Origin of the sequence: Saccharobesus litoralis (genome assembly GCF_003063625.1) — a bacterium.
In the GTDB taxonomy this organism is placed as follows: domain Bacteria; phylum Pseudomonadota; class Gammaproteobacteria; order Enterobacterales; family Alteromonadaceae; genus Saccharobesus; species Saccharobesus litoralis.
In genome coordinates, this window is sequence record NZ_CP026604.1 from 3178873 (window position 1) to 3204617 (window position 25745).

Genomic DNA, 25745 nt, shown 5'->3' on the forward strand with positions numbered 1-25745 from the left:
CTCATGAGTAGATTATTTTCCATAAAAACATGCTTTCTGGCATTAATTATTGCCAGTACACCTTTAACCTCCTTTGCGGCAGAACCGGCTGGTAAAACTATTTTGGCTAGAGGCGATGTGCAAGCCATTAGTGGTGATAAATCACGCAAACTGCGCCGTCGCTCCCCCATATTTAACGTGGATATAGTAAAAACTGGCGCTAACAGCCGAGCGCAATTGCGTATGACTGATGGCGGTATGGTTGCTTTACAAGAAAATACGCAACTAGAAATAGCTAAATACGAATATGACGCGGAAGTCAACGAAGGGTCGGCAGTCATGAACTTGATTTCAGGTGGTATTCGTACCGTAACTGGTAAGTTAAAAGCCGAAAATGGCGATTATAAACTGGATACACCAGTGGGCAGTATTGGTATTCGCGGTACTCACTACGAAGTTGAAATTGTCGGCAATGATCTTTTTGTTGCGGTTTGGGACGGCGCGATTGATATGGAGCTAAATGTTGGTGGTAATGAAGTTTCGCTGTCTTTAGGTGAAAATGCCGACTTTAACTATGTAAAAGTCACGCCTGAAGGTGAAATAGAACCATTTACTGAAATACCAGATAACTTTAAAGACGGTCATACCGCTAATGCTAATGATGCGCCGTCTGATAATGAAGAAGAACAAGATAATACCCAAGAAAATGAACAGCAAGATGACGGCCAAAACCAAGGCCAGCAAAATCAACAGCAGACTAACAATGCTCAAGCCAATAATCAGCAACAGAATGATGGCAGTGAAGGTGAAGGAGAAGGCGAGCAGCAAAACCAGCAAGGTGATGAGCAAAACAATTCGCAACAAAACCAGCAGCAAGATGGTAATGACAATCAAACCAATAATGGCGGTGGTCAGGCTAATAATGAGCAACCTGCTGAAAACCAAAACACAAATGGTGACGGCGGAGATAACGTTTTAGCTAGTAATAACGAAACACCTGCTGAGCCAACAGAGCCTGAAAATAACCAAAATACCGGCAATGACCAAGCCAATAGCTCACCAAATGAGCCAGCTCAGCAACCAGAAAATCAAGTCGTACAAACAGACACTTCTGTTGAAGTGATTACGGATAAGAACGAGACAGATGCGTTTGATTTAGGTGGGTTTAATATAAGTGTGACAACAACGGATAATGAAACCAATCCAGATGATGTTGCGAATACTAATGATGGCAACAGTAACCAGAACAATCAAAATAACCAAAATCAAGGTCAAAATGCTCCTGTTGTTACTAACACTGATAATCAAAATCCAAACTCAAACCCTCTTCCAGATGAAGAACCTGAGTTTGACCCAAATGAGTTAGCTAAGGATGACTTGGTTGAGGATATTGTAGACAGGACTGGTACAGCGACTTTTGACGTTCTTTCTAGTAACACTATCAGCAGTTCAGTCGGGGAAGTGACTAATATCAAAATGAGTATGGATGTTAATTTTGACGCCTTGAGAGTTAATAATGGTCGATTATCATTTAATGATGCTGAAGGTGAATGGTTTGCGGCGTTTGATGGCGTAATAACTTCCAATACTGTGGATTTGGGGGTTAACCATGCTAATCATGGCGAGAAGTTAGCGACCGGTACCATAGATGGTATTTTTGGTGCATCAGGTGAACAAATTAACGGTAATATCAGCTTACAAGAAGTTGAAGATGAAAGTAAGAAAGCCAGCGGCTCTTATACCTTGGATGAGGCAGGTAAATAATGAATAGGTATAGGTACTTTAGATTATTAGTACAGCAACTGACTGTATTATTGTTGATTAGTTGTGGAGGTCAAGACAATGACTCTTCACAGTTAAATTCAACGCCAGATAATAGCTTGGATTCAGGTCAATCTGCGACGCAATCTACAATACAATCTGTTAGCCAATTAGAAAAGTCAGACACTCAAGTTCCTCACTTGTTTAAAGGAGGCTTGCCGGTTGCTAGGCGTAGTGTACTTAATGGCGAAAGCTCAGAGGTTAAAGCCGCCTCAACCGGTATATTTGAAGAAGCCAGTAATAACAATGTTACTGTTGGCGTTTTTAAGTTACTGGATAATGATTTTGATACCACGACTGAGGCTTTTACATACAAAGGAAACTTAACGTTACAACTAAGTGATATTAGTGACCCTGATGGTATTCATGCTGTTTATCTTAGTTTTTCTGATTCTGATACGACTTTAGCTGTATGTAATAATTCAGGTAGCCAGCCTTGTCCAGACGGTACTTTTAGTCAGGTGGTTACCGGTTTAAGCCCTTACCAATTTGGTTTAAATGCCAATCAAGCATTAACGCTTGAAGTTTGGGTGCAAGATAAAGTTGAGGGTTTATCTTCAACGCCAGGTAAAGTTCAGGCTGCTGCGGCTATTCCGTTTAATTGGCAATCACAAACGGTTGATGGTCTGAGTTTGCAATGGCTTAACAATGAAACGCAAATTCAAGTTAACTGGAATCAATCTAGTGATTTCATTCGTTATAACGTTTATTTAGCCAAAGAGCCCATTACTGATCATAAAAGTGTGCTTTCTTTAGCCGGCGGTCAGCAAGACTTAGCGGTTGATGGCAATAGCACAACTTTTAATGTAACCGATGATAGCGGCTATTATGTTTTGGTAACTGGGATAGATGGCAGTGGTGAATCGGGTTTTTCATCGCTTATTACTCTGGCCTTACCGCAAAATGATCCGCCAACGGTACCGACATTAAGCTTATCAACCCAAGAAGACACCGCCTTATTGGCTAATGTGCTTGAAGGCGCGACCGATCCAGATCAAGATACGCTCAAAGTGAAATCACCAACGGTATTTTCTGCTGAAGGTGTACAAGTTAATATTTTAGAAACAGGCGAATTTACCTATACGCCTAAGCCTAATGTTTTTGGTATTACCGATAGTTTTTCTTTTATCGTGACTGACTCAAAAGGTCATGATGTTACTAGTAAAGTTAATATTTTTGTGTCGCCAGTTAATGATGCGCCGCAAGCGAATCCTGAAACCTTGCAAATAGTGGCGCAACAGGCAGGTGTGTTTGTTGTTCCAGCCCCAGGCCTTCTCAACAATGATAGTGATATTGAAGGTGATAGTTTAACGGTTAATACAACTTTAGTTTCAGCGCCTTCTGCTGGTACGGTTGTCGTTGCTGAAAATGGTGGCTTTGCTGTCACTTTAAATAATGCTGATTTACTGCAACCTGAGATCAGTTTTGTGTACGCGGTAGAAGATAGCGCAGGAGGCCGCTCTGAAGCCACAGCCACAGTATTGATTAACCCTTCATCACCAACGATCCAGCTAGCATCAGATAGCTACGCTATTGACGAAGATACGGTATTGCAAACCAGCGTTAGTATTTTTGATAATGATCAAATTCCTAACCTCAACGAAGTTAGTGTTTCTTTGGTAACGACACCATTAAATGGTGTGATCACCGCGTTTGATAACGTAACCGGTCAGTTTACTTATACGCCTGCTGTTGATTTCGCAGGGACTGACTTTTTTGTTTATCAGGTTGATCAAATTATCGACGATAACACAGCGATTATTTCGCGTGCTGTTGTACTCATTACGGTTAACCAAATCAATGATGCGCCCAATTTAACTGATGATGGCTTTACCGCGACGTTAGTTAATGATGTCTCGCGAATTTACGAAATTGCTGCGCCAGGTGTGCTGGCTAATGACTTTGATGTTGAGACAGAACGTTCACAATTTCAATCTGTCTTAGTGACGACAACGTCTAACGGTTTTCTAGAATTAAAAAGTGATGGTGGCTTTATATATAGCCCTAACGTTGGCTTTGTCGGCGTAGATACCTTTACTTATGAAGTGGCCGATGAGCAAGGCTTAAAAAGTAGTGCGACTGTATCTATTACCGTGACCAATGATGGAGTGCCGATTGCCAACCCAGATACCATTTCGGCTAGTGAAGGGTTTGTTGCGTTATTAACCCCATTGGATAACGATATTGGTGGTGCAGAATTACGTATTACGCAGCCGACAAGTGTGATTGGCTTGGAAGAGGCATTTGTCGAAATCATTAACAATGGTCAGGCTTTGAGCTTTACACCACCAGAGAATTTTGACGGCGTCGCGACTATATCGTATTCAATTACCGATGAAAGCGGCATTGTTGTTGCGGATACCTACACTGTTACTATGGTACCAGAAGACGATGCACCGGTTATTTCTGGTACTCCGCCGACAACAGTGGCGGAAGGTGATAGTTACTCATTTAAGCCATTTGCTAGTGATCCGGATTTTGGTGATACCTTAACCTTTTCAATTGAAAATAAACCTAGTTGGGCTTTATTTGACACGACTACGGGTGAATTAAAAGCTGAGTTAGTCGGGTTTGAAGATGCCGGTGTTTATTCTGGTATTGTTATCACAGTCACGGACAGTAGCGATGCTAAGTTAAGTGCATCATTACCTGCTTTTAGTATTGAAGTTACCAATACCAATAATAATCCTTTTATAAGTGGTACACCGTTAGCGGGTATTAATGAAGATAATTTTTACCAGTTTATTCCGCAAGCAACGGATATTGATTCAAATACCGTTTTAACTTTTAGTATTGTAGGTAAGCCAGATTGGGCGGAGTTTAACTCGCAAACTGGCGAGTTATCTGGGATCCCAAGCAATGCTAGCGTGGGTCAATTCGATAATATTCAAATTAGTGTTTCGGACGGCGAAGCTAGCGTTTCATTACCCGCATTTACGTTGTCGGTATTTAACGTTAATGATGCGCCAACTATAGTCGCAGATGGTTTAGTTACGTCGGTTAACGAAGATAGTCTGTATGATTTTACTCCGACAGCCAATGACGTTGATCTTGGTGATAGCTTAACCTTTGCCGCGGATAACTTACCGAGTTGGCTAACTTTTGATAGTTCTTCGGGGCGAATATCCGGTATACCGACTAACGAGGATGTTGGCACCTATACTAACATCAAACTCAGCGTAATGGATTCAAGCGATACACAAGTATCGCTTGATGCGTTTAGTATTACTGTAATTAACACTAATGATACCCCTAATATATCTGGTTTACCTTCGGCGGTTGTTAATGAAGATAGCGTTTATCAGTTTATTCCCCAAGTCAGTGATGTTGATGTTGGTGATTCGTTTACCTTTAGTATATTCAATAAGCCAGTATGGGCTGACTTTAATGAAGCAACGGGTGAATTAAAAGGAACACCAGAGAATCAGCATGTTGGTAACTATAGTGATATTCAAATTGAGGTCATTGATTCGGGTAATGCCAAAGCTATTTTAAATGCGTTTGCCATTGAGGTTATCAATGTTAATGATGCGCCTGTCATTACCGCCATTCCTCAGACTTCAGTAAGCCAAGATTCACCTTATTTTTATGCGCTAAATGCGATTGATGATGATGCTAATACTGTTCTGACTTATAGCGTTGGAACATTGCCTTCATGGTTAACCTTTGATGCTGATAAAGGGCAAATAACAGGGACACCGACCAACGACGATACCGGTAAACACCCGATTCAGCTTTTTGTCAGTGACGGAATTGTTACCGTTGAAAAAAGCTTCGAGCTGAGTGTTGATAATGTCAATGATGCTCCTGTGGTTGTTTCTTCCCAAGTAACCAGTGTCAATGAAGACGAAGTTTATGCTTACCCGTTTGTTGCGACCGATCCTGATGGTGATCCAATAACGGTAACGATTGAGCAATTACCAACATGGTTAAATCATGATGTTACAACTAATGTGATCAGTGGTACACCGAGTAATGATGAAGTCGGTGATCATCAGATTCAGATCAAGGTAAGTGATGGCGTATTAAGTGTGACAGAAAGTTTTGTTGTCACTGTTAATAACGTTAACGATTTACCGGTTGTTGAGTTGCCGACTAGCGTCACCGCAGTGGAAGATACAAGTTATGATGTTGATATTAAAACCAGTGATGTTGACTTAGGCGACTCAGTAACATTAAGTTTTCCTGTATTACCAACCTGGTTAACGTTCGATTCGATAAATAATAAATTATTGGGTACACCAACCAATGCGGATGTTGGGGTTCACCCATTAACGGTTAAAGCGCAAGACAGTGTAGGCTTTGTCGAGCATCACGTTGAGATCACTGTTGTTAATACCAATGACGCTCCGACCATTGATAGTGCTGCTATCACTTCTACAAATGAAGATGCGCCTTATTTTTATACTATTTTTGCAAGTGATGTTGATGTAGGTGATGTATTAACGTATTCAGCGCAGAGTTTACCTTCGTGGTTAGTTTTTGATGCGACTACACGAACTTTAAGCGGCACGCCGACTAATAAAGATGTTGGTAAAACGTCAATTCATTTAGCTGTGTCTGACGGCACTATTACTGTTGATCAAATTTTTGATTTAGACGTTGTTAATGTTAATGATGCACCTTTAGCGGCTAGTGATCCATCATTAACGGCGAATGAAGATACCCCGCTTGTTATTGCGTTGGACGCTTATGTTTCCGATGTTGATGTTGGTGATAGTTTCACCATTACCTCTGCAGCGGCAATTAACGGTAGTGTGACTATTGAAGGCTCAGCACTTACCTATACACCTATTACTGACTTCTCTGGCGCTGATTCTGTTGCTTATATGATCCAAGACAGCGCCGGTGCTGTGGCCTCTGCAAGCATTGCAATTACTGTTGTTGCCGGTAATGACGACGGCGACAATTTTGATAATGCGCATGACAATTGTATAGCGGTTGCTAATAATGATCAGCTCGACACAGATGGTGACGGGGCTGGTGATGCTTGTGATAGCGATGATGATAATGATGGTGTTGAAGATGGATTAGATGCGTTTCCGTTAGATCCAGCAGAAACGAATGATTTTGATAAAGATGGTATTGGCGATAACGCTGACACCGATGATGATAATGATGGGGTGCCAGATAGTGAAGATGCCTTCCCATTTGACGAAACACAAAGTGTTACCTTTAATCCTGCTGGTGGCGGTGTTAAAGGGCCGATGGCTTTTGCAACAGTAAACTTATATCAAATAGATTATGCGGCAGAAGACTATAAGAGCACGTTAATAACGACTGCAGAAACCGATAGTACAGCGGCAATAGTTGGTTTGAACTTTACCGATCAATTCTCTCCGCCTTATTTACTCGAGATAGTCGACGATGCCGATACTATTGATATTACGACTAATTTAGAGCCGGTTATTACAGCGGTTAGTAATATTATCACCCAGGATATGATAGATAGTGGTGATAAATTATATGCCACTCCGTTAAGCTCTATGGCTGCTACTTTGGCGTTATATAAATCAAGTAATGACGAAGAGCTAGCAACAAATTTAGCGGCAGCTGAACAGCAAGTTAAGTCGACAATGGGATTCGGTGCAGATAAAAATATTGATATTTTTAGTACTCCGCCGATTTTAAACAATGCGACAGATTCAGCTAGCAAGCAAGTCAATACAACCCAATACCGTACCGCAGTTGAAGCTTTCACGGCGGTTATTTATCAGATGCTGGCCTTGAGTAGTGATGACAATGTTACCTCTACGCAAATTATTCAGGCCATGGCTAAAGATTTATCTGATGGAGCAATTGATGGTCAAATCAATGGTGTTGCGGTTACCGAATACAACAATAATGCGTTAGAAATTATTGAACAAGATCCATCTACCTTGGTTGTGCCTAATGCGTTTGATGATAATGGCGATCCATTAACGGTTGCTGGGGTTAAAGCCTTAGTTATTGCTGAGCAAAGTAAAACAGGGCAAACAGGCTTAGATACAACTACATTGGCGAGTGATGAAACTGTTATTGCAGTTAAAGTAGCAGAAACTAACCCTGATCGTGACGGAGATGGTGTTTACAATTCTAATGATGCTTTCCCTGATGATGCTAGCGGCGATAGTGATTTTGATGGCGATGGCATTCCCGATATAGCATACGAGTTAGATGCTTTAGGTGTAAGAACCGGTTCAGAAAATACCGCTAAATCCGACCCTGATGATGATAATGATGGTGTCGATGATGACATTGATGCCTTCCCTTATGATCCTTCTGAAGTCATGGATACTGACGGGGATAAAATTGGTAACAATGCAGACACTGATGATGACGGTGACGGTGTTATTGATTCAGAAGATGATTTCCCGCTTGATAAAACTCGGTCTAATAAGTCTGATCAGGACAATGATGGTTGGCCTAATGGTCAAGATCCAGACGACAACGATAATACTAATCCTGGCACCTTATTTATTGATACCGATAAAGATGGTGTAGGCGATACAACTGATACCGACGATGATAATGATGGGGTTGAAGATGCAAATGATAAGTTCCCATTAGATGCGACGGAGACCAAAGATTTTGATGGTGATAACATTGGTGATAATGCTGATCCTGATGATGACAATGATGGTGTAAATGACGTTGATGATGCGTTTCCATTTGATGATACAGAAAGCGCAGATTTTGATGGCGATGGCATTGGCGATAACGCAGATCTAAATGACGATAATGATGGTTTAACCGATCTTGAAGAAGCTGAGCTAGGTACTAACCCTAAAGACATTGATAGTGACGATGACGGGGTTATTGATGGCACAGATGCCGTGCCATTAGATCCAACAGAAAAATTCGATTCAGACAATGATGGTATCGGCAATGAATCTGATAACTGTCCCGTTGATTCTAATACCACTCAAGCCAATAACGACGGCGATGCACTGGGTGACATTTGTGATCCTGATGATGATAACGACGGAGTGTTAGATGTTGACGATGCATTTCCTTTTGATTCGTCATTATCAGGTGTAACTGATGCAGACGGCGATGGTTGGCCTGCTGGTCAGGACGCAGATGACAATGATAAGTCTGTTCCTGGCATTGATTTTGTGGATACCGACGGTGATGGTATTGCTGATATTAATGATCTTGATAATGATAATGATGGCATTGCTGATACATCGGATACCGATATAGGCAATGATGGTATTTTAGATAGCTTGGCATTGACAGCTTATGAAGATGTCGCGAGCACTTTTAGCTTATTATCGAATCAGGAAGCGGTGACATTATCTGAGCTTGGTGCCGGTAATGGTGTTGTTAGTATAAATGATAATCAAACCATTGCTTATCAACCTAATAGTAATTTTAACGGCACAGATACTTTAAGCTTTTCATTCACTTCTAGTCTTGGCGTAAAAACATCAACGTCGACTTCTATTTCAGTATTTGCAGTGAACGATGTTCCAGTGATCACTAGCACCCAAGTGACATCAGCCAGCGAAGATAGTCCATATACCTATACCTTTGTTGTAACGGATATTGATACAAATGACAGCTTAACGCTAAGCGCCCCGACGCTACCAAGTTGGTTAAACTTTAATGTCGCGACCGGTGAATTAACGGGTACGCCGACTAATGATGAAGTCGGCAGTCACACGGTTAAATTACGGGTCAATGATGGCACAGTCGACGTAGAACAAGACTTCAGTATTACGGTTGCCAATGTTAATGACGCACCGGTGATCACCAGTAGCGAAGTCACTACTGTTAACGAAGATGTCGCTTACAGCTATATCTTCACAGCCAGTGATGTTGATACAACCGATTCTTTAACTCTGAGCGCCCCAACGTTACCTTCGTGGTTAAACTTCAATGCTGCGACCGGTGAACTCAGTGGTACGCCGACTAATGATGAAGTCGGCAGTCACACGGTTAAATTGCGAGTTAATGATGGCACGGTTGACGTAGAACAAGACTTCAATATCACAGTGGCTAACGTTAACGATGCACCTGTGATCACCAGTAGCGAAGTCACCAGTGTTAATGAAGATGTCGCTTACAGCTATACCTTCACGGCCAGCGATGTTGATACAACCGACAGCTTAACCTTATCTGCTCCGACCTTACCATCATGGTTGAACTTTAATTCAGCCACGGGTGAACTCAGTGGTACGCCGACTAATGATGAAGTCGGCAGTCACACGGTTAAATTGCGAGTTAATGATGGCACGGTTGACGTAGAACAAGACTTCAATATCACAGTGGCTAACGTTAACGATGCACCTGTGATCACCAGTAGTGAAGTCACCGCTGTTAATGAAGATGTCGCTTACAGCTATACCTTTGTTGCAACGGATGTCGATACAACCGACAGCTTAACGCTAAGCGCCCCGACGCTTCCAAGCTGGTTAAACTTTAATTCAGCCACGGGTGAATTAAGTGGTACGCCAACCAATGACGAAGTCGGCAGTCACACGGTTAAATTACGCGTCAATGACGGCACGGTTGACGTAGAACAAGACTTCAGTATTACGGTCGCCAATGTTAACGATGCACCGGTTATTACCAGTAGCGAAGTGACATCCGTTAATGAAGATGTGGCTTATAGCTATATCTTTACAGCAAGTGATGTTGATACAACCGACAGCCTAACTTTATCCGCTCCCACCTTACCAAGCTGGTTGAACTTTAATGTCGCGACGGGTGAACTCAGTGGTACACCAACCAATGATGAAGTCGGCAGTCACACGGTTACATTACGCGTCAATGATGGCACCGTCGACGTAGAACAAGACTTCAGTATTACGGTCGCCAATGTTAACGATGCACCGGTTATTACCAGTAGCGAAGTGACATCCGTTAATGAAGATGTGGCTTATAGCTATATCTTTACAGCAAGTGATGTTGATACAACCGACAGCCTAACTTTATCCGCTCCCACCTTACCAAGCTGGTTGAACTTTAATGTCGCGACGGGTGAACTCAGTGGTACACCAACCAATGATGAAGTCGGCAGTCACACGGTTACATTACGCGTCAATGATGGCACCGTCGACGTAGAACAAGACTTCAATATCACAGTGGCTAACGTTAATGACGCGCCGGTTATTACTAGCACTCAAGTAACGGATATCAACGAAGATGTCGAATACAGCTATACCTTTGTTGCAACCGATGTTGATACAACCGACAGTCTAATTTTATCAGCCCCAACTTTACCAAGTTGGTTGAACTTTAACGTCGCGACCGGTGAATTAAGCGGTACACCAACCAATGATGAAGTCGGCAGTCACACGGTTAAATTACGCGTCAATGATGGCACTGTCGACGTAGAACAAGACTTCAGTATCACAGTGGCTAACGTTAACGATGCACCTGTGATCACCAGTAGCGAAGTGACATCCGTTAACGAAGATGTGGCTTACAGCTATACTTTCACGGCCAGTGATGTTGATACAACCGACAGCTTAATGCTAAGCGCCCCGACGCTACCAAGTTGGTTAAACTTTAATGTCGCGACCGGTGAATTAACGGGTACCCCAACTAATGATGAAGTCGGCAGTCATACGGTTAAATTACGCGTCAATGATGGCACAGTTGATATTGACCAAGACTTCAGTATTACGGTAGCTAACGTTAACGATGCACCGGTTATTACCAGTAGCGAAGTGACATCCGTTAATGAAGATGTGGCTTATAGCTATATCTTTACAGCAAGTGATGTTGATACAACCGACAGCCTAACTTTATCCGCTCCCACCTTACCAAGCTGGTTGAACTTTAATGCCGCCACGGGTGAATTAAGCGGTACCCCGACTAATGACGAAGTCGGTAGTCACACCGTCAAATTACGGGTCAATGATGGCACCGTCGATATTGACCAAGACTTCAGTATTACGGTGGCTAATGTTAACGATGCACCGGTTATTACCAGTAGTGAAGTGACATCCGTTAATGAAGATGTCGCTTATAGCTATACCTTTGTTGCAACGGATGTCGATACAACCGACAGCTTAACGCTAAGCGCCCCGACGCTTCCAAGCTGGTTAAACTTTAATTCAGCCACGGGTGAATTAAGTGGTACGCCAACCAATGACGAAGTCGGCAGTCACACGGTTAAATTACGCGTCAATGACGGCACGGTTGACGTAGAACAAGACTTCAGTATTACGGTCGCCAATGTTAACGATGCACCGGTTATTACCAGTAGCGAAGTGACATCCGTTAATGAAGATGTGGCTTATAGCTATATCTTTACAGCAAGTGATGTTGATACAACCGACAGCCTAACTTTATCCGCTCCCACCTTACCAAGCTGGTTGAACTTTAATGTCGCGACGGGTGAACTCAGTGGTACACCAACCAATGATGAAGTCGGCAGTCACACGGTTACATTACGCGTCAATGATGGCACCGTCGACGTAGAACAAGACTTCAGTATTACGGTCGCCAATGTTAACGATGCACCGGTTATTACCAGTAGCGAAGTGACATCCGTTAATGAAGATGTGGCTTATAGCTATATCTTTACAGCAAGTGATGTTGATACAACCGACAGCCTAACTTTATCCGCTCCCACCTTACCAAGCTGGTTGAACTTTAATGTCGCGACGGGTGAACTCAGTGGTACACCAACCAATGATGAAGTCGGCAGTCACACGGTTACATTACGCGTTAATGATGGCACGGTTGATATTGACCAAGACTTCAGTATTACGGTGGCTAACGTTAACGATGCACCGGTGATCACCAGTAGTGAAGTCACCAGTGTTAATGAAGATGTCGCTTACAGCTATACCTTTGTTGCAACCGATGTTGATACAACTGACAGCTTAACTTTATCCGCTCCAACCTTACCAAGCTGGTTGAACTTTAATTCAGCCACGGGTGAATTAAGCGGTACGCCAACTAATGATGAAGTCGGCAGTCATACCGTCAAATTACGCGTCAATGATGGCACGGTTGATATTGACCAAGACTTCAGTATTACGGTGGCTAACGTTAACGATGCACCGGTGATCACCAGTAGTGAAGTCACCAGTGTTAATGAAGATGTCGCTTACAGCTATACCTTTGTTGCAACCGATGTTGATACAACTGACAGCTTAACTTTATCCGCTCCAACCTTACCAAGCTGGTTGAACTTTAATTCAGCCACGGGTGAATTAAGCGGTACGCCAACTAATGATGAAGTCGGCAGTCATACCGTCAAATTACGCGTCAATGATGGCACGGTTGATATTGACCAAGATTTCAGTATCACGGTAGCTAACGTTAACGATGCACCTGTGATCACCAGCAGTGAAGTGACATCCGTTAATGAAGATGTCGCTTATAGCTATACCTTTGTTGCAACGGATGTCGATACAACCGACAGCTTAACCTTATCCGCTCCGACCTTACCATCATGGTTGAACTTTAATTCAGCCACGGGTGAATTAAGCGGTACCCCAACCAATGATGAGGTCGGCAGTCACACGGTTAAATTACGCGTCAATGATGGCACGGTTGATATTGACCAAGACTTCAGTATTACGGTGGCTAATGTTAACGATGCACCTGTGATCACCAGTAGTGAAGTCACCGTTGTTAATGAAGATGTCGCTTACAGCTATACTTTCACGGCCAGTGATGTTGATACAACCGACAGCTTAACCTTATCCGCTCCAACTTTACCAAGCTGGTTGAACTTTAATGTTGCGACCGGTGAATTAAGTGGTACCCCGACTAATGATGAAGTCGGCAGTCACACGGTTAAATTACGCGTCAATGATGGCACGGTTGATGTAGAGCAAGACTTCAGTATTACGGTGGCTAATGTTAACGATGCACCTGTGATCACCAGTAGTGAAGTGACATCCGTTAATGAAGATGTGGCTTACAGCTATACCTTTATTGCAACGGACGTTGATACAACCGATTCTTTAATACTAAGCGCACCAACGCTACCAAGTTGGTTAAACTTTAATGTTGCGACCGGTGAATTAAGTGGTACACCAACTAATGATGAAGTGGGTAGTCACACGGTTAAATTACGCGTCAATGATGGCACAGTCGATATTGACCAAGATTTCAGTATCACAGTGGCCAATGTTAACGATGCACCGGTTATTACCAGCAGCGAAGTGACATCCGTTAATGAAGATGTCGCTTACAGCTATACCTTTGTTGCAACGGATGTAGATACAACCGACAGCTTAACTTTATCCGCTCCGACCTTACCATCATGGTTAAACTTCAATGCTGCGACCGGTGAACTAAGTGGTACCCCAACCAATGACGAAGTGGGCTCTCACACGGTTAAATTACGCGTCAATGATGGCACAGTCGATATTGACCAAGATTTCAGTATCACAGTGGCCAATGTTAACGATGCACCGGTTATTACCAGCAGTGAAGTGACATCCGTTAACGAAGATGTCGCTTACAGCTATACCTTCACGGCTAGCGACGTTGATACAACCGACAGCTTAACGCTAAGCGCACCTACATTACCAAGCTGGTTGAACTTTAATTCAGCCACGGGTGAATTAAGCGGTACCCCGACTAATGATGAAGTCGGTAGTCATACCGTCAAATTACGCGTCAATGATGGCACGGTCGACGTAGAACAAGACTTCAATATCACAGTGGCTAATGTTAACGATGCACCGGTGATCACCAGTAGTGAAGTCACCGCTGTTAATGAAGATGTCGCTTACAGCTATACCTTTGTTGCAACGGATGTAGATACAACCGACAGCTTAACGCTAAGCGCCCCGACGCTACCAAGTTGGTTAAACTTTAATGTTGCGACCGGTGAATTAAGCGGTACCCCAACTAATGATGAAGTCGGTAGTCATACGGTTAAATTACGGGTCAATGACGGCACGGTTGATATTGACCAAGACTTCAGTATTACGGTCGCCAATGTTAACGATGCGCCGGTTATTACTAGCACTCAAGTAACGGATATCAACGAAGATGCGGCTTACAGCTATACCTTTGTTGCAACGGATGTAGATACAACTGACAGCTTAACGCTAAGCGCCCCGACGCTACCAAGTTGGTTAAACTTTAATGCCGCCACGGGTGAATTAAGTGGAACGCCGACTAATGATGAAGTCGGCAGTCATACCGTCAAATTACGGGTCAATGATGGCACCGTCGATATTGACCAAGACTTCAGTATCACAGTGGCTAACGTTAACGATGCGCCGGTGATCACCAGTAGTGAAGTCACCGCTGTTAATGAAGATGTCGCTTACAGCTATACCTTTGTTGCAACGGATGTAGATACAACCGACAGCTTAACGCTAAGCGCCCCGACGCTACCAAGTTGGTTAAACTTTAATGCCGCCACGGGTGAACTAAGCGGTACGCCGACTAATGATGAAGTCGGCAGTCATACCGTCAAATTACGGGTCAATGATGGCACCGTCGATATTGACCAAGACTTCAGTATCACAGTGGCTAACGTTAACGATGCGCCGGTGATCACCAGTAGCGAAGTGACATCCGTTAATGAAGATGTGGCTTACAGCTATACCTTTGTTGCAACGGATGTAGATACAACCGACAGCTTAACTTTATCCGCTCCGACCTTACCATCATGGTTGAACTTTAATTCAGCCACGGGTGAACTCAGTGGTACGCCGACTAATGATGAAGTCGGCAGTCACACGGTTAAATTACGCGTCAATGATGGCACGGTTGACGTAGAACAAGACTTCAGTATTACAGTCGCTAATGTTAACGATGCACCTACAGATCTATTTATTAGTGCCAATACAGTGGCTGAGAATTTAGATTCTAGGACGGCGATCTTAGTTGGTGAGCTTAGTTCTACTGACCCAGATGTCGGTGATACCGCCGCGTACAGCATTACTGGCGGCAGCGATTCAGCTAGCTTTACTATTAGCGGCAGCAACTTACAAATTGCCCAAGGCGTGAGCTTAGACTTTGAAAGCCAAAGCAGCTATGCGGTCGAAGTGACGGTCACCGATAGCGATTCGGCGACCTATGCAGAAACCCTGACTATCAGCTTGACTGACGTTAACGATGCACCAACCGATATTGCTATCTCAGCCAGTAGCATTGCGGAAAATACCAGTACCGCCAGTGCGGTGACGGTCGGTAGCTTAACCAGCACAGATCAAGACAGTGGTGATACCGCCGCGTACAGCATTACTGGCGGCAGCGATTCAGCCAGCTTTACGATCAGCGGCAGCAACTTACAAATTGCCCAAGGTGTGAGCTTAGACTTTGAAAGTCAAAGCAGCTATGCAGTTGAAGTGACGGTCACCGATAGCGATTCTGCCACTTATGCAGAAACGCTAACTATCAGCTTGACTGACGTTAACGATGCACCAACCGATATTGCTATCTCAGCGAGCAGCATTGCGGAAAATACCAGTACCGCCAGTGCGGTGACAGTCGGTAGCTTAACCAGCACAGATCAAGACAGTGGTGACACCGTCGCGTACAGCATTACCGGTGGCGCGGATTCAGCCAGCTTTACGATCAGCGGCAGCAACTTACAAATTGCCCAAGGTGTGAGCTTAGACTTTGAAAGTCAAAGCAGCTATGCGGTCGAAGTGACGGTCACTGATAGCGATTCGGCGACTTATGCAGAAACCCTGACTATCAGCCTGACTGACGTTAACGATGCACCAACCGATATTGCTATCTCAGCCAGCAGCATTGCGGAAAATACCAGTACCGCCAGTGCGGTGACGGTCGGTAGCTTAACCAGCACAGATCAAGACAGTAGTGACACCGCAGCCTATAGCATTACTGGCGGCAGCGATTCAGCTAGCTTTACTATTAGCGGCAGCAACTTACAAATTGCCCAAGGTGTGAGCTTAGACTTTGAAAGTCAAAGCAGCTATGCAGTTGAAGTGACGGTCACCGATAGCGATTCTGCCACTTATGCAGAAACGCTAACTATCAGCTTGACTGACGTTAACGATGCACCAACCGATATTGCGATTTCAGCCAGCAGTATTGCTGAGAACACCAGTACTGCCAGTGCAGTGACGGTGGGTAGCTTAACCAGCACAGATCAAGACAGTGGTGACACCGCCGCGTACAGCATTACTGGCGGCAGCGATTCAGCTAGCTTTACGATCAGCGGCAGCAACTTACAAATTGCCCAAGGTGTGAGCTTAGACTTTGAAAGCCAAAGCAGCTATGCGGTCGAAGTAACGGTAACGGATAGCGATTCGGCGACCTATGCAGAAACCCTGACTATCAGCTTGACTGACGTTAACGATGCACCAACCGATATTGCGATTTCAGCAAGCAGTATTGCTGAGAACACCAGTACTGCTAGCGCGGTGACGGTGGGTAGCTTAACCAGCACAGATCAAGATAGTGGTGATACCGCAGCCTACAGCATTACTGGCGGCAGCGATTCAGCTAGCTTTACTATTAGCGGCAGCAACTTACAAATTGCGCAAGGTGTGAGCTTAGACTTTGAAAGTCAAAGCAGTTATGCGGTAGAAGTGACAGTAACGGATAGCGATTCGGCGACTTATGCAGAAACCCTGACTATCAGCCTGACTGACGTTAACGATGCACCAACCGATATTGCTATCTCAGCGAGCAGCATTGCGGAAAATACCAGTACCGCCAGTGCGGTGACAGTCGGTAGCTTAACCAGCACAGATCAAGACAGTGGTGACACCGCAGCCTATAGCATTACTGGCGGCAGCGATTCAGCTAGCTTTACTATTAGCGGCAGCAACTTACAAATTGCGCAAGGTGTGAGCTTAGACTTTGAAAGTCAAAGCAGTTATGCGGTAGAAGTAACGGTAACCGATAGCGATTCTGCCACTTATGCAGAAACCCTAACCATTAGCTTGACTGACGTTAACGATGCACCAACCGATATTGCGATTTCAGCGAGCAGCATTGCGGAAAATACCAGTACCGCCAGTGCGGTGACAGTCGGTAGCTTAATCAGCACAGATCAAGACAGTGGTGATACCGCCGCGTACAGCATTACTGGCGGCAGCGATTCAGCTAGCTTTACTATTAGCGGCAGCAACTTACAAATTGCCCAAGGCGTGAGCTTAGACTTTGAAAGCCAAAGCAGTTATGCGGTCGAAGTGACAGTAACGGATAGCGATTCGGCGACCTATGCAGAAACCCTGACCATCAGCCTGACTGACGTTAACGATGCACCAACCGATATTGCTATCTCAGCGAGCAGCATTGCGGAAAATACCAGTACCGCCAGTGCGGTGACGGTCGGTAGCTTAACCAGCACAGATCAAGACAGTGGTGACACCGCCGCGTACAGCATTACTGGCGGCAGCGATTCAGCTAGCTTTACTATTAGCGGCAGCAACTTACAAATTGCCCAAGGTGTGAGCTTAGATTTTGAAAGTCAAAGCAGTTATGCGGTAGAAGTGACGGTCACCGATAGCGATTCGGCGACCTATGCAGAAACCCTAACCATCAGCCTGACTGACGTTAACGATGCACCAACCGATATTGCTATCTCAGCCAGCAGCATTGCCGAAAATACCGATACTTCAAGTGCGGTGACTATTGGCACATTGACTGGTACAGATGAGGATTCGTTAGAGCTGTTTAGCTACTCAATTAGTGGAACGGACGCGGCTACTTTTTCATTAGGTGGTGATCAAAATGATGAATTGCAAATTGTCGCTTCAACCGTTATTGATTATGAAGCGAAATCCAGCTACGACATCACGATCACGATTACGGATAAAGAAAGCCTCACTTTTGATAAAGACTTCACAATAAACGTAACCAATGTGGCACCTGCAATCAAAGTTGATGACGTTGATACGGTTATTACCGCTGTTACATTGGATGAAGACGGTTCGCCAACTGCTTTTGAATTAAGCGGTTTGACGGCTGATGAAAATGATGGCGGTAATGGTAGTGAGTTAACATGGTCGCAAGCGACTGCGCCTAGTAACGGTTCGTTATCTATATCAGGTAGTGGTAGTTCGCCATCTGAGTTTACTTACACACCAACGTTAAACTATAACGGCTCAGATAGTTTCCAAATTCAGGTAACGGATGGCGTTAATACTGATACCTTGTTAGTTAACTTAACGATTGATCCGATTAATGATAATCCGCAATTTGACTCTGTCGAGTTGACGTCAATTAATGAAGATGCCGTGTACACATATAACATCACCTACTCAGATGTTGATGGCGATGGTGTTTCATTAGTTGGTTCAACTATCCCAAGTTGGTTAACGCTGACTAATGTTGATAATCAAGCCGGTACAGCAACCTTAACCGGTACACCGATTAACAGTGAAGTGGGTAACCATAGTGTGTTACTTGATTTATCTGATGATGCAGATCCTAATGGCTCTGCGCAACAAAGCTTTAGCGTTGCTGTTGCAAATACAAATGATGCGCCAGTCTTAACGGGGGACAGCTTTACTATTCCTGAATCAGTAGCAAATGGCTATGTTGTTGGTAGCGTTACCGTTGCAGATGACGATTCAATTCATGGCGAAACCTTTAGCTATGCGATAACAGCAGGTGATAGTAACAACGCTTTTGCCATAGATTCCGCTGGGCAAATTACAGTTGCTGACAAATCTAAAATTGATTATGAAACCGCGACTAGTTTTGCACTAACCGTGCAAGTCACTGACAGTGGGGCAGCTACCGATACTGATCCAGTTAATCTAACTATTTTAGATGCGGTAGAAGTATACAATTTAGCGTTAGATACCAATTATGGTGATTCAGGGCATAGTAAATTTAGTTCACATCTTTCAACCCTTAAATCTGAGTTTGTGGCTATTAAAGCGCAATCGGATGGCAAACTTATAGCTCTAGGTGCAGGTTCTGCTGAGTTATCAGAGAATGAAGTGGTTGTTGTGCGTTTTACTGCAGATGGTGTTATCGACAGAAGCTTTGGTGATAACGGCTTTAGTCAATTTGATATGTTGCCATTAGAGTTAAAAGCGCAAGATTTCGCTATTTTTAACGATGATATCTATGTGCTAGCGAATACTTATAGTGTCAATGAACAACCTGTTTTACTTAAGTTTAACGGTACAACAGGGGCTTTAGATACCAGCTTTGGTAGCTCAGGTATTGGTGGTTATGACTATGGCAATAACGTATACGCACGCAAAATATTACTGCGTGACAATGACGACAACGGCACGCTTGACGAAATATTGCTAGCTGCGGAATCAGAAAATGGTGGATATAAAGACTTTGCCCTTATCAGCCTAGAAGCCGATGGCACTTATGATGTAGAAAATTCTTATATATCTGAATACACGCCTTCTGGTGATTCAGCTAGCTTAAATCATAATGTCACCTTTATGGTGGAGCAGGCTAATGGTCAGATCCTTATAGGTGGCTATGCGCAAAACGTTAGCTCACTTAGTGTAGGACGCATTATTCGTTATAACGCAATAGGTACGCACGATACGACATATGGTAATAGTGCGTCTCAAACCTGTAGTGGTGCCACTTACGAAGCAGGAACCGCGATATTCTGTATATCTGGTGATACAGAAGCTGCATTTAATGATGCAGTGCTATACAACAATGGTACTGAAGATCAGCTAATTGTTGCCGGTTATACTGAAAACAATAGTGTTCATAAACCACTTATTGCTCAATTTACTAATGCCGGTGTGTTAGAAACTGGTTACAACAGTACTGGTTATCGTGTCATTTACGACGATTCAAACCCTGCTGAAGCCACTATGGTTACCGTTATCGGCACAGAGGTATTTGCCAACTACGAAGCGGTCGCAGATTCAGCTGCTGACTTTATTATGCTGAAAACACCGATTGATGGTAGCTCAGTGCAAATTGCCAACGCTGAAGAGATATCCGATTCAGACAGTGTTAACTATCCAATGGCAGATCGAATTAATAGTGTTTATGTTGATAGTTCTAACAATTTAATCGTTGTTGGTTCAGCACACGAAGACCAAGATCAAGATGGTAATAGTGAACGTCAAGTTGCGGCAATTGCTAGCTTTGATTCGAGTAAGGTAAGTTTTGTTAGCGATGCGCTAGAAACAACGTTTGCAGTTAATTTTGCGGATGACAGCAATGGTTTCCGTAGAGTTGGTTTAAGTACAGCAGTTGAACATTTCTTGTACTGGGATAATTTCGGCTTCCAAGACTATGCACACTTAGATGGCTCAAATAACCTTTATATATTGGGTGATGGTGCAGATGGTAATGAGGGAACTTCGGTTGCCATTAATAAACTTGATACTACAGGTAGTTTGACAGACACCTTTGGTTTTAATGGTCAAACTGTACCAATACTAGATCGCAGCACGCAAAACCCAGTTGAAATTGCTGTGAGTAGTGATGGTATTCAATACCTATTAGTCGAGGAAAGTGGGGCCAATTTGGCTATTCACAAATATGATGCCAATGGTGATCTTGACGCAACATTCAATAAAGATGTTAGTGCATCGGAAGGCGCATATAGCGGTTCTGATCTAACTCTGGACAATAGCGGCAACGTAGTGTTTGTTGGTATTGATGGCGCTATTAGTGACTTAGTGGTTAAAAGTTTTACGCCAGCAGGAGCTAGTTTGCTAGATGTCTCTATTGACTTTAGTGACTATGCAGATCCACTGATCAATGTAGAGGTTGATTCTTCAGGCAATATTATTGTCGCCTATATTGAAGACTATGATTACAAACTACGTATTGCCCGTATCACGAGTACAGGCAGTTTAGATACCACTTGGGGTGATAGTGATGGTCAAGGTGGATATACCGGTATTTTGACAGTCAATGTTGATGCGAATGGGCAAGAGGGTGATGACTCTTTTGATAGCCCATCAGCGATGACTATTACTGATGATGATTCTATTATCTTTGTCGGTTTAGACAACTCAACTCCTGTTGTGGTTGGCGTTAATTCCGATGGTTCGTTAATTAGCACAGGTAATTGGAGTGCTGGGGTGCTCGAATTAGCAATAACAGCAGACGAAAATGATTTTGAAGTACTGCAAGATGTTAAAGAAATTAACGGTCAATTAGTTATCGCTGGCTCTTTGTTAACTTTCACCCAACAAGAAACGACCTTAGGTGATGGTTTTATCACCATGGTGGATATAACGAGTGGCACTATTCCGGCCGGAGCATTTGCGGGCGCAGGTTATGTTAGCCAAGACTTAGTTGAAGACGAATTAGTGCATAATCTAGTGGTTGATTATGAGCTAGGTCAAATCTCTGCTTGGATCAGCACTGTTATTAAAGGTTCGACAGATGACAAAGAGTTTTTGGTTGCCTCTAAATACAACTCAACGACAAGCTTTGCTCCTGTTGTATTGGAAGGCCAGACAGTGGTTAATACCTACAGTGAAGATGCTGCAGCACAAGTTATTAACTTAACCGCTTACGATGGAGATGGCGATTCTATTACTTGGAGTATTTCGACAGATGCTAGTAATGGTACTGCGGTATTAGTTGATAGTGATACCTCTGCCACATTAACTTACACACCAAGTGCTAACTTTAATGGTAGTGACACGGTTGTGTTAACGGTTAGTGATGGAACCAATAAAGATACAGTTACGCTTAATTTCACGATAGATGCAGTTAACGATTTACCTGTTATCTCTGAAGGTACTACTTTAAGTCAAGATCTTGAGCAAGATACTAGCTTCCAGCTTACGCTAAATGCGACAGATGTTGATAGCTCTGATGTATTAACTTGGTCTATTACTACGGATGCTAATAATGGTTCAGCTTCGTTATCTGATTCGACAGGTAATGATGCTGTACTCGATTATACGCCAACGGCGTCATTCTTCGGCGACGATTCTGTAGTGGTTACTGTTAGTGATGGTAACGGTGGAACCGATGCTATTACTATTGACATTGACGTACTGGAATTTAATAACCCACCAACGGCCAATGATGCGGATTATACTATTTATGAAGCGGCACCAAACGGCACAGTGATTGGCACTTATAGTGCGACGGATATTGATTTAAATATCGTTACCTACAGCATTACCGCCGGTAATGATGATGGTATTTTTGCCCTTAATTCGTCAACCGGTGAGTTAACGGTTGCTGATGGTTCGCAGTTAGATTACGAAACATTAGATAGCTATAGCTTAACGATTGGCGCTACCGATAATGCAATTATTAGCAAAGTCACTTCAGCTACAATTACTATCGGGGTTGACGACATTACAGAGAAGGATACGCCAAGTATTGCTACTGATTTTGGCGATAACGGCGAGCAAAGAGTCGAAGTTTATGGCGGGAATGTTGAAGACGAGTTAATGACAAGCAATATTGCAACATTGCAAGCCGATGGAAAGCTATTAGTTGTCACTCGTCAAGATTCCACTAATGCGGTGATCACCCGCCACAATACAGACGGTTCTATTGATTACAGCTTTGCTGATCAAGGTACAAAAGTCATTGCGATGGGACAAATGGGGGCCATTACGCCAACCGCTATTGTCGCGGCAATTGATGATTCAGACTCATCTACCGAGTATATCTATGTAGTGGGTTATGGTTTCATTAACTATTCCACAGAGTATGAGTCTTTTATCGCTAAATATGATCTGGACGGTAATTTAGTCACGGCATTTGATACGGATGGTTATCGAACCTATGTTTCAATTGATGCTGGGGTTAACGATTACGCGCAGGCTATTTTCGTGCAAGATGATTACATTTACTTGGCAGGCTATGGTCGTGATTCGGATCATGATGGTTATGTAGCTCGTTTTGATGATACAACAGGCTTATTGGATACCTTAGGTGGTTTTGGCACCGGAGGCCAAGTCGATTTCGCCACAGGTACTACCTCGTTAACGAAAATGGATTTACATGTCATACAAAACGGCTCGCACGCTGGTGATGTCGTTGTATCTTACAATACAGGTTATTTATTCCGTTATGACGTATCTGCGACTGCCACGCAAACGACATTTACAGCAGATGAAAAACCATATGCAATCGCTGAACAATCAGATGGCACTATAGTGACGGTTGGCCAAAGTAATGGTGCAGGTTATGTGCTGAGTTATTCTGTTGATGGCGGCAGTGGTTTGTTTGTGACTAGCGGCAGTGCAATTACCATTAGTAATAGTGGATTTTCATCACAGTCAGAAGGGCAAACCGCGATATCCAGCTATTTAAATGATGTCACTATTAATGGCAGCGACAATGTATATGTTGCTGGCGCGGTAACTTTCTCTAGCTATACAGCTAACTTAATTGGCTATTCAACCTCAGCAATTGCTTGGGATACCAGTTTGGCAGGTGACGCAGATAATCGTGGCTATATTACTCAAACCGGTGTGGGCAATTTTGATGAAGGTAAAACCGTCATCCTTGATGGTAATGATGAACTATTTGTTGTTGGTACGTCCAAAGACGCTAGCGATAATCAAGATGTGGGTTTAGTTAAATTACAAAGTGATGCTTCGTTACAATCATCCTTTGCAGGTAGTGGTCAAGTCGCGGTTAATTATGGTTCAGAGAGTGACTATGTTGCTGCAGCCAAAGTGACTACTGGCAACGATATTTTCTTTGTCAGTGATTACAGATTTGATTCATCCGATTATGATGTCGCTACAACAAAAGTATTAAGCAGTGGTGATATTGCAAGTGACGTGGGTGTTATAGGCCATATCAAAGATGGTTATAGCGCTAACAGTTATGATTATGCGTTAGACGTACATTATTTATCTGACAATAGTGTTTTGGTATTGTCCGTTGCAGAAGATGCGAACGTGGTGCTATCTAAGTTTAATTTAGATGGTAGCTTAGATAGTAATTTCGGCACTGGCGGGCAGGTTGTGTTTGCGCCAGGCAGCAATACGCTAGGCTCCCCAGGAACTATCGCGGTTGATAGTACAAATAATATTTATATTAGTGTATATGATGGCGAAATATCAGACAGCTATCTAGTAGCTTACGATAGTGCAGGTAATGGTCGTAATATTTTCTCAAGTAACACGGTAAATTCTTTAGATTTGGCCATCAATAGTTCAGCTCCTGAAATCTATGACATGTCTGTCGATGCTAACGATGATTTATTTGTTGCCGGCAAGCTAAGCGGAGATGGATTCATTGCTAAAATTAACCCGAGCGCTGACGGAGTCGAAAGTAGCTGGGGGACAAATGGTTATGTTACAGTGGATGGTGTTGGCTTCAGCGGTGATGTTTTTTATGAATTTGTCTTTGATTCAAGTAGCAACATCTATTTAGTTGGTAAGCTAGATATTAGTGATTTTGTATTTGGGGCGTTAACTAAAGTCACAGCAGATGGGAGCTCTGTTAATACTATCACCTTTGCGGAAGATGGAGCGGGTACAGATGTTGCGTTAGGCGGTGAAAATGGGTCTGCCAAATTAAAAGGAATTTACATAGCTAATAATCAGCAAATTTACATAACAGGTGAAGTTGATAATGACTTGTTGTTAGCTAGAGTGTTAAAAGAGACTCTGTCGATAGATACTACATTTAACTCAACGGGTTATGTTCGTAAGTCTGCCACTGGTAGTTATGGTATGTTAGCGGTGCGTGAAGATGGTAACTTGGGTATTCGTGTTGCGGGCAGCTATACTGAGTCTAGTAGTACGGATTTATTAGCGTCTAAATATAATATTAGTCGTGAATATCATCCGCATATTATTGAAGGCGCGAGTGATCCGACAACAGTTGTGTGGAGCTCGGCGGATAGTGGAGTATGGAACTTAACTGCTGATGACGTGGATGGCGATAAGTCTAATTTAATATGGACAGTATCTGACACTTGTGATTCGTCAATATCCACTTCACTGACACAAGGTGTTGGCAGCTCAACATCCTTAAATGTATCTTATGATGGGTTAAGTGGTGGTAGCTGTGCAGTTACAGTGACAGTGACTGACGGACAATCATTAACCGATACTTATATTGTTAATTTTAGTAATACAGGGGGCCAGAGTTAAATGAAGGCATTACTC

Annotated in this window: 2 protein-coding genes; both read left to right on the forward strand. The window is 43.3% G+C overall.

Features of this window, described 5'->3' with window-relative positions:
• Positions 1 to 3: 3 nt before the first annotated feature.
• A complete protein-coding gene (locus C2869_RS11360) occupies positions 4 to 1743 on the forward strand; it encodes a FecR family protein (RefSeq protein ID WP_108603049.1) in 1740 nt (579 codons plus the stop codon).
• On the forward strand, positions 1743 to 25730 hold the full coding sequence (locus C2869_RS11365) for a putative Ig domain-containing protein (protein ID WP_108603050.1): 23988 nt from the start codon (positions 1743 to 1745) through the stop codon (positions 25728 to 25730). The genes C2869_RS11360 and C2869_RS11365 overlap by 1 nt, the downstream gene beginning before the upstream one ends.
• Positions 25731 to 25745: the final 15 nt, after the last annotated feature.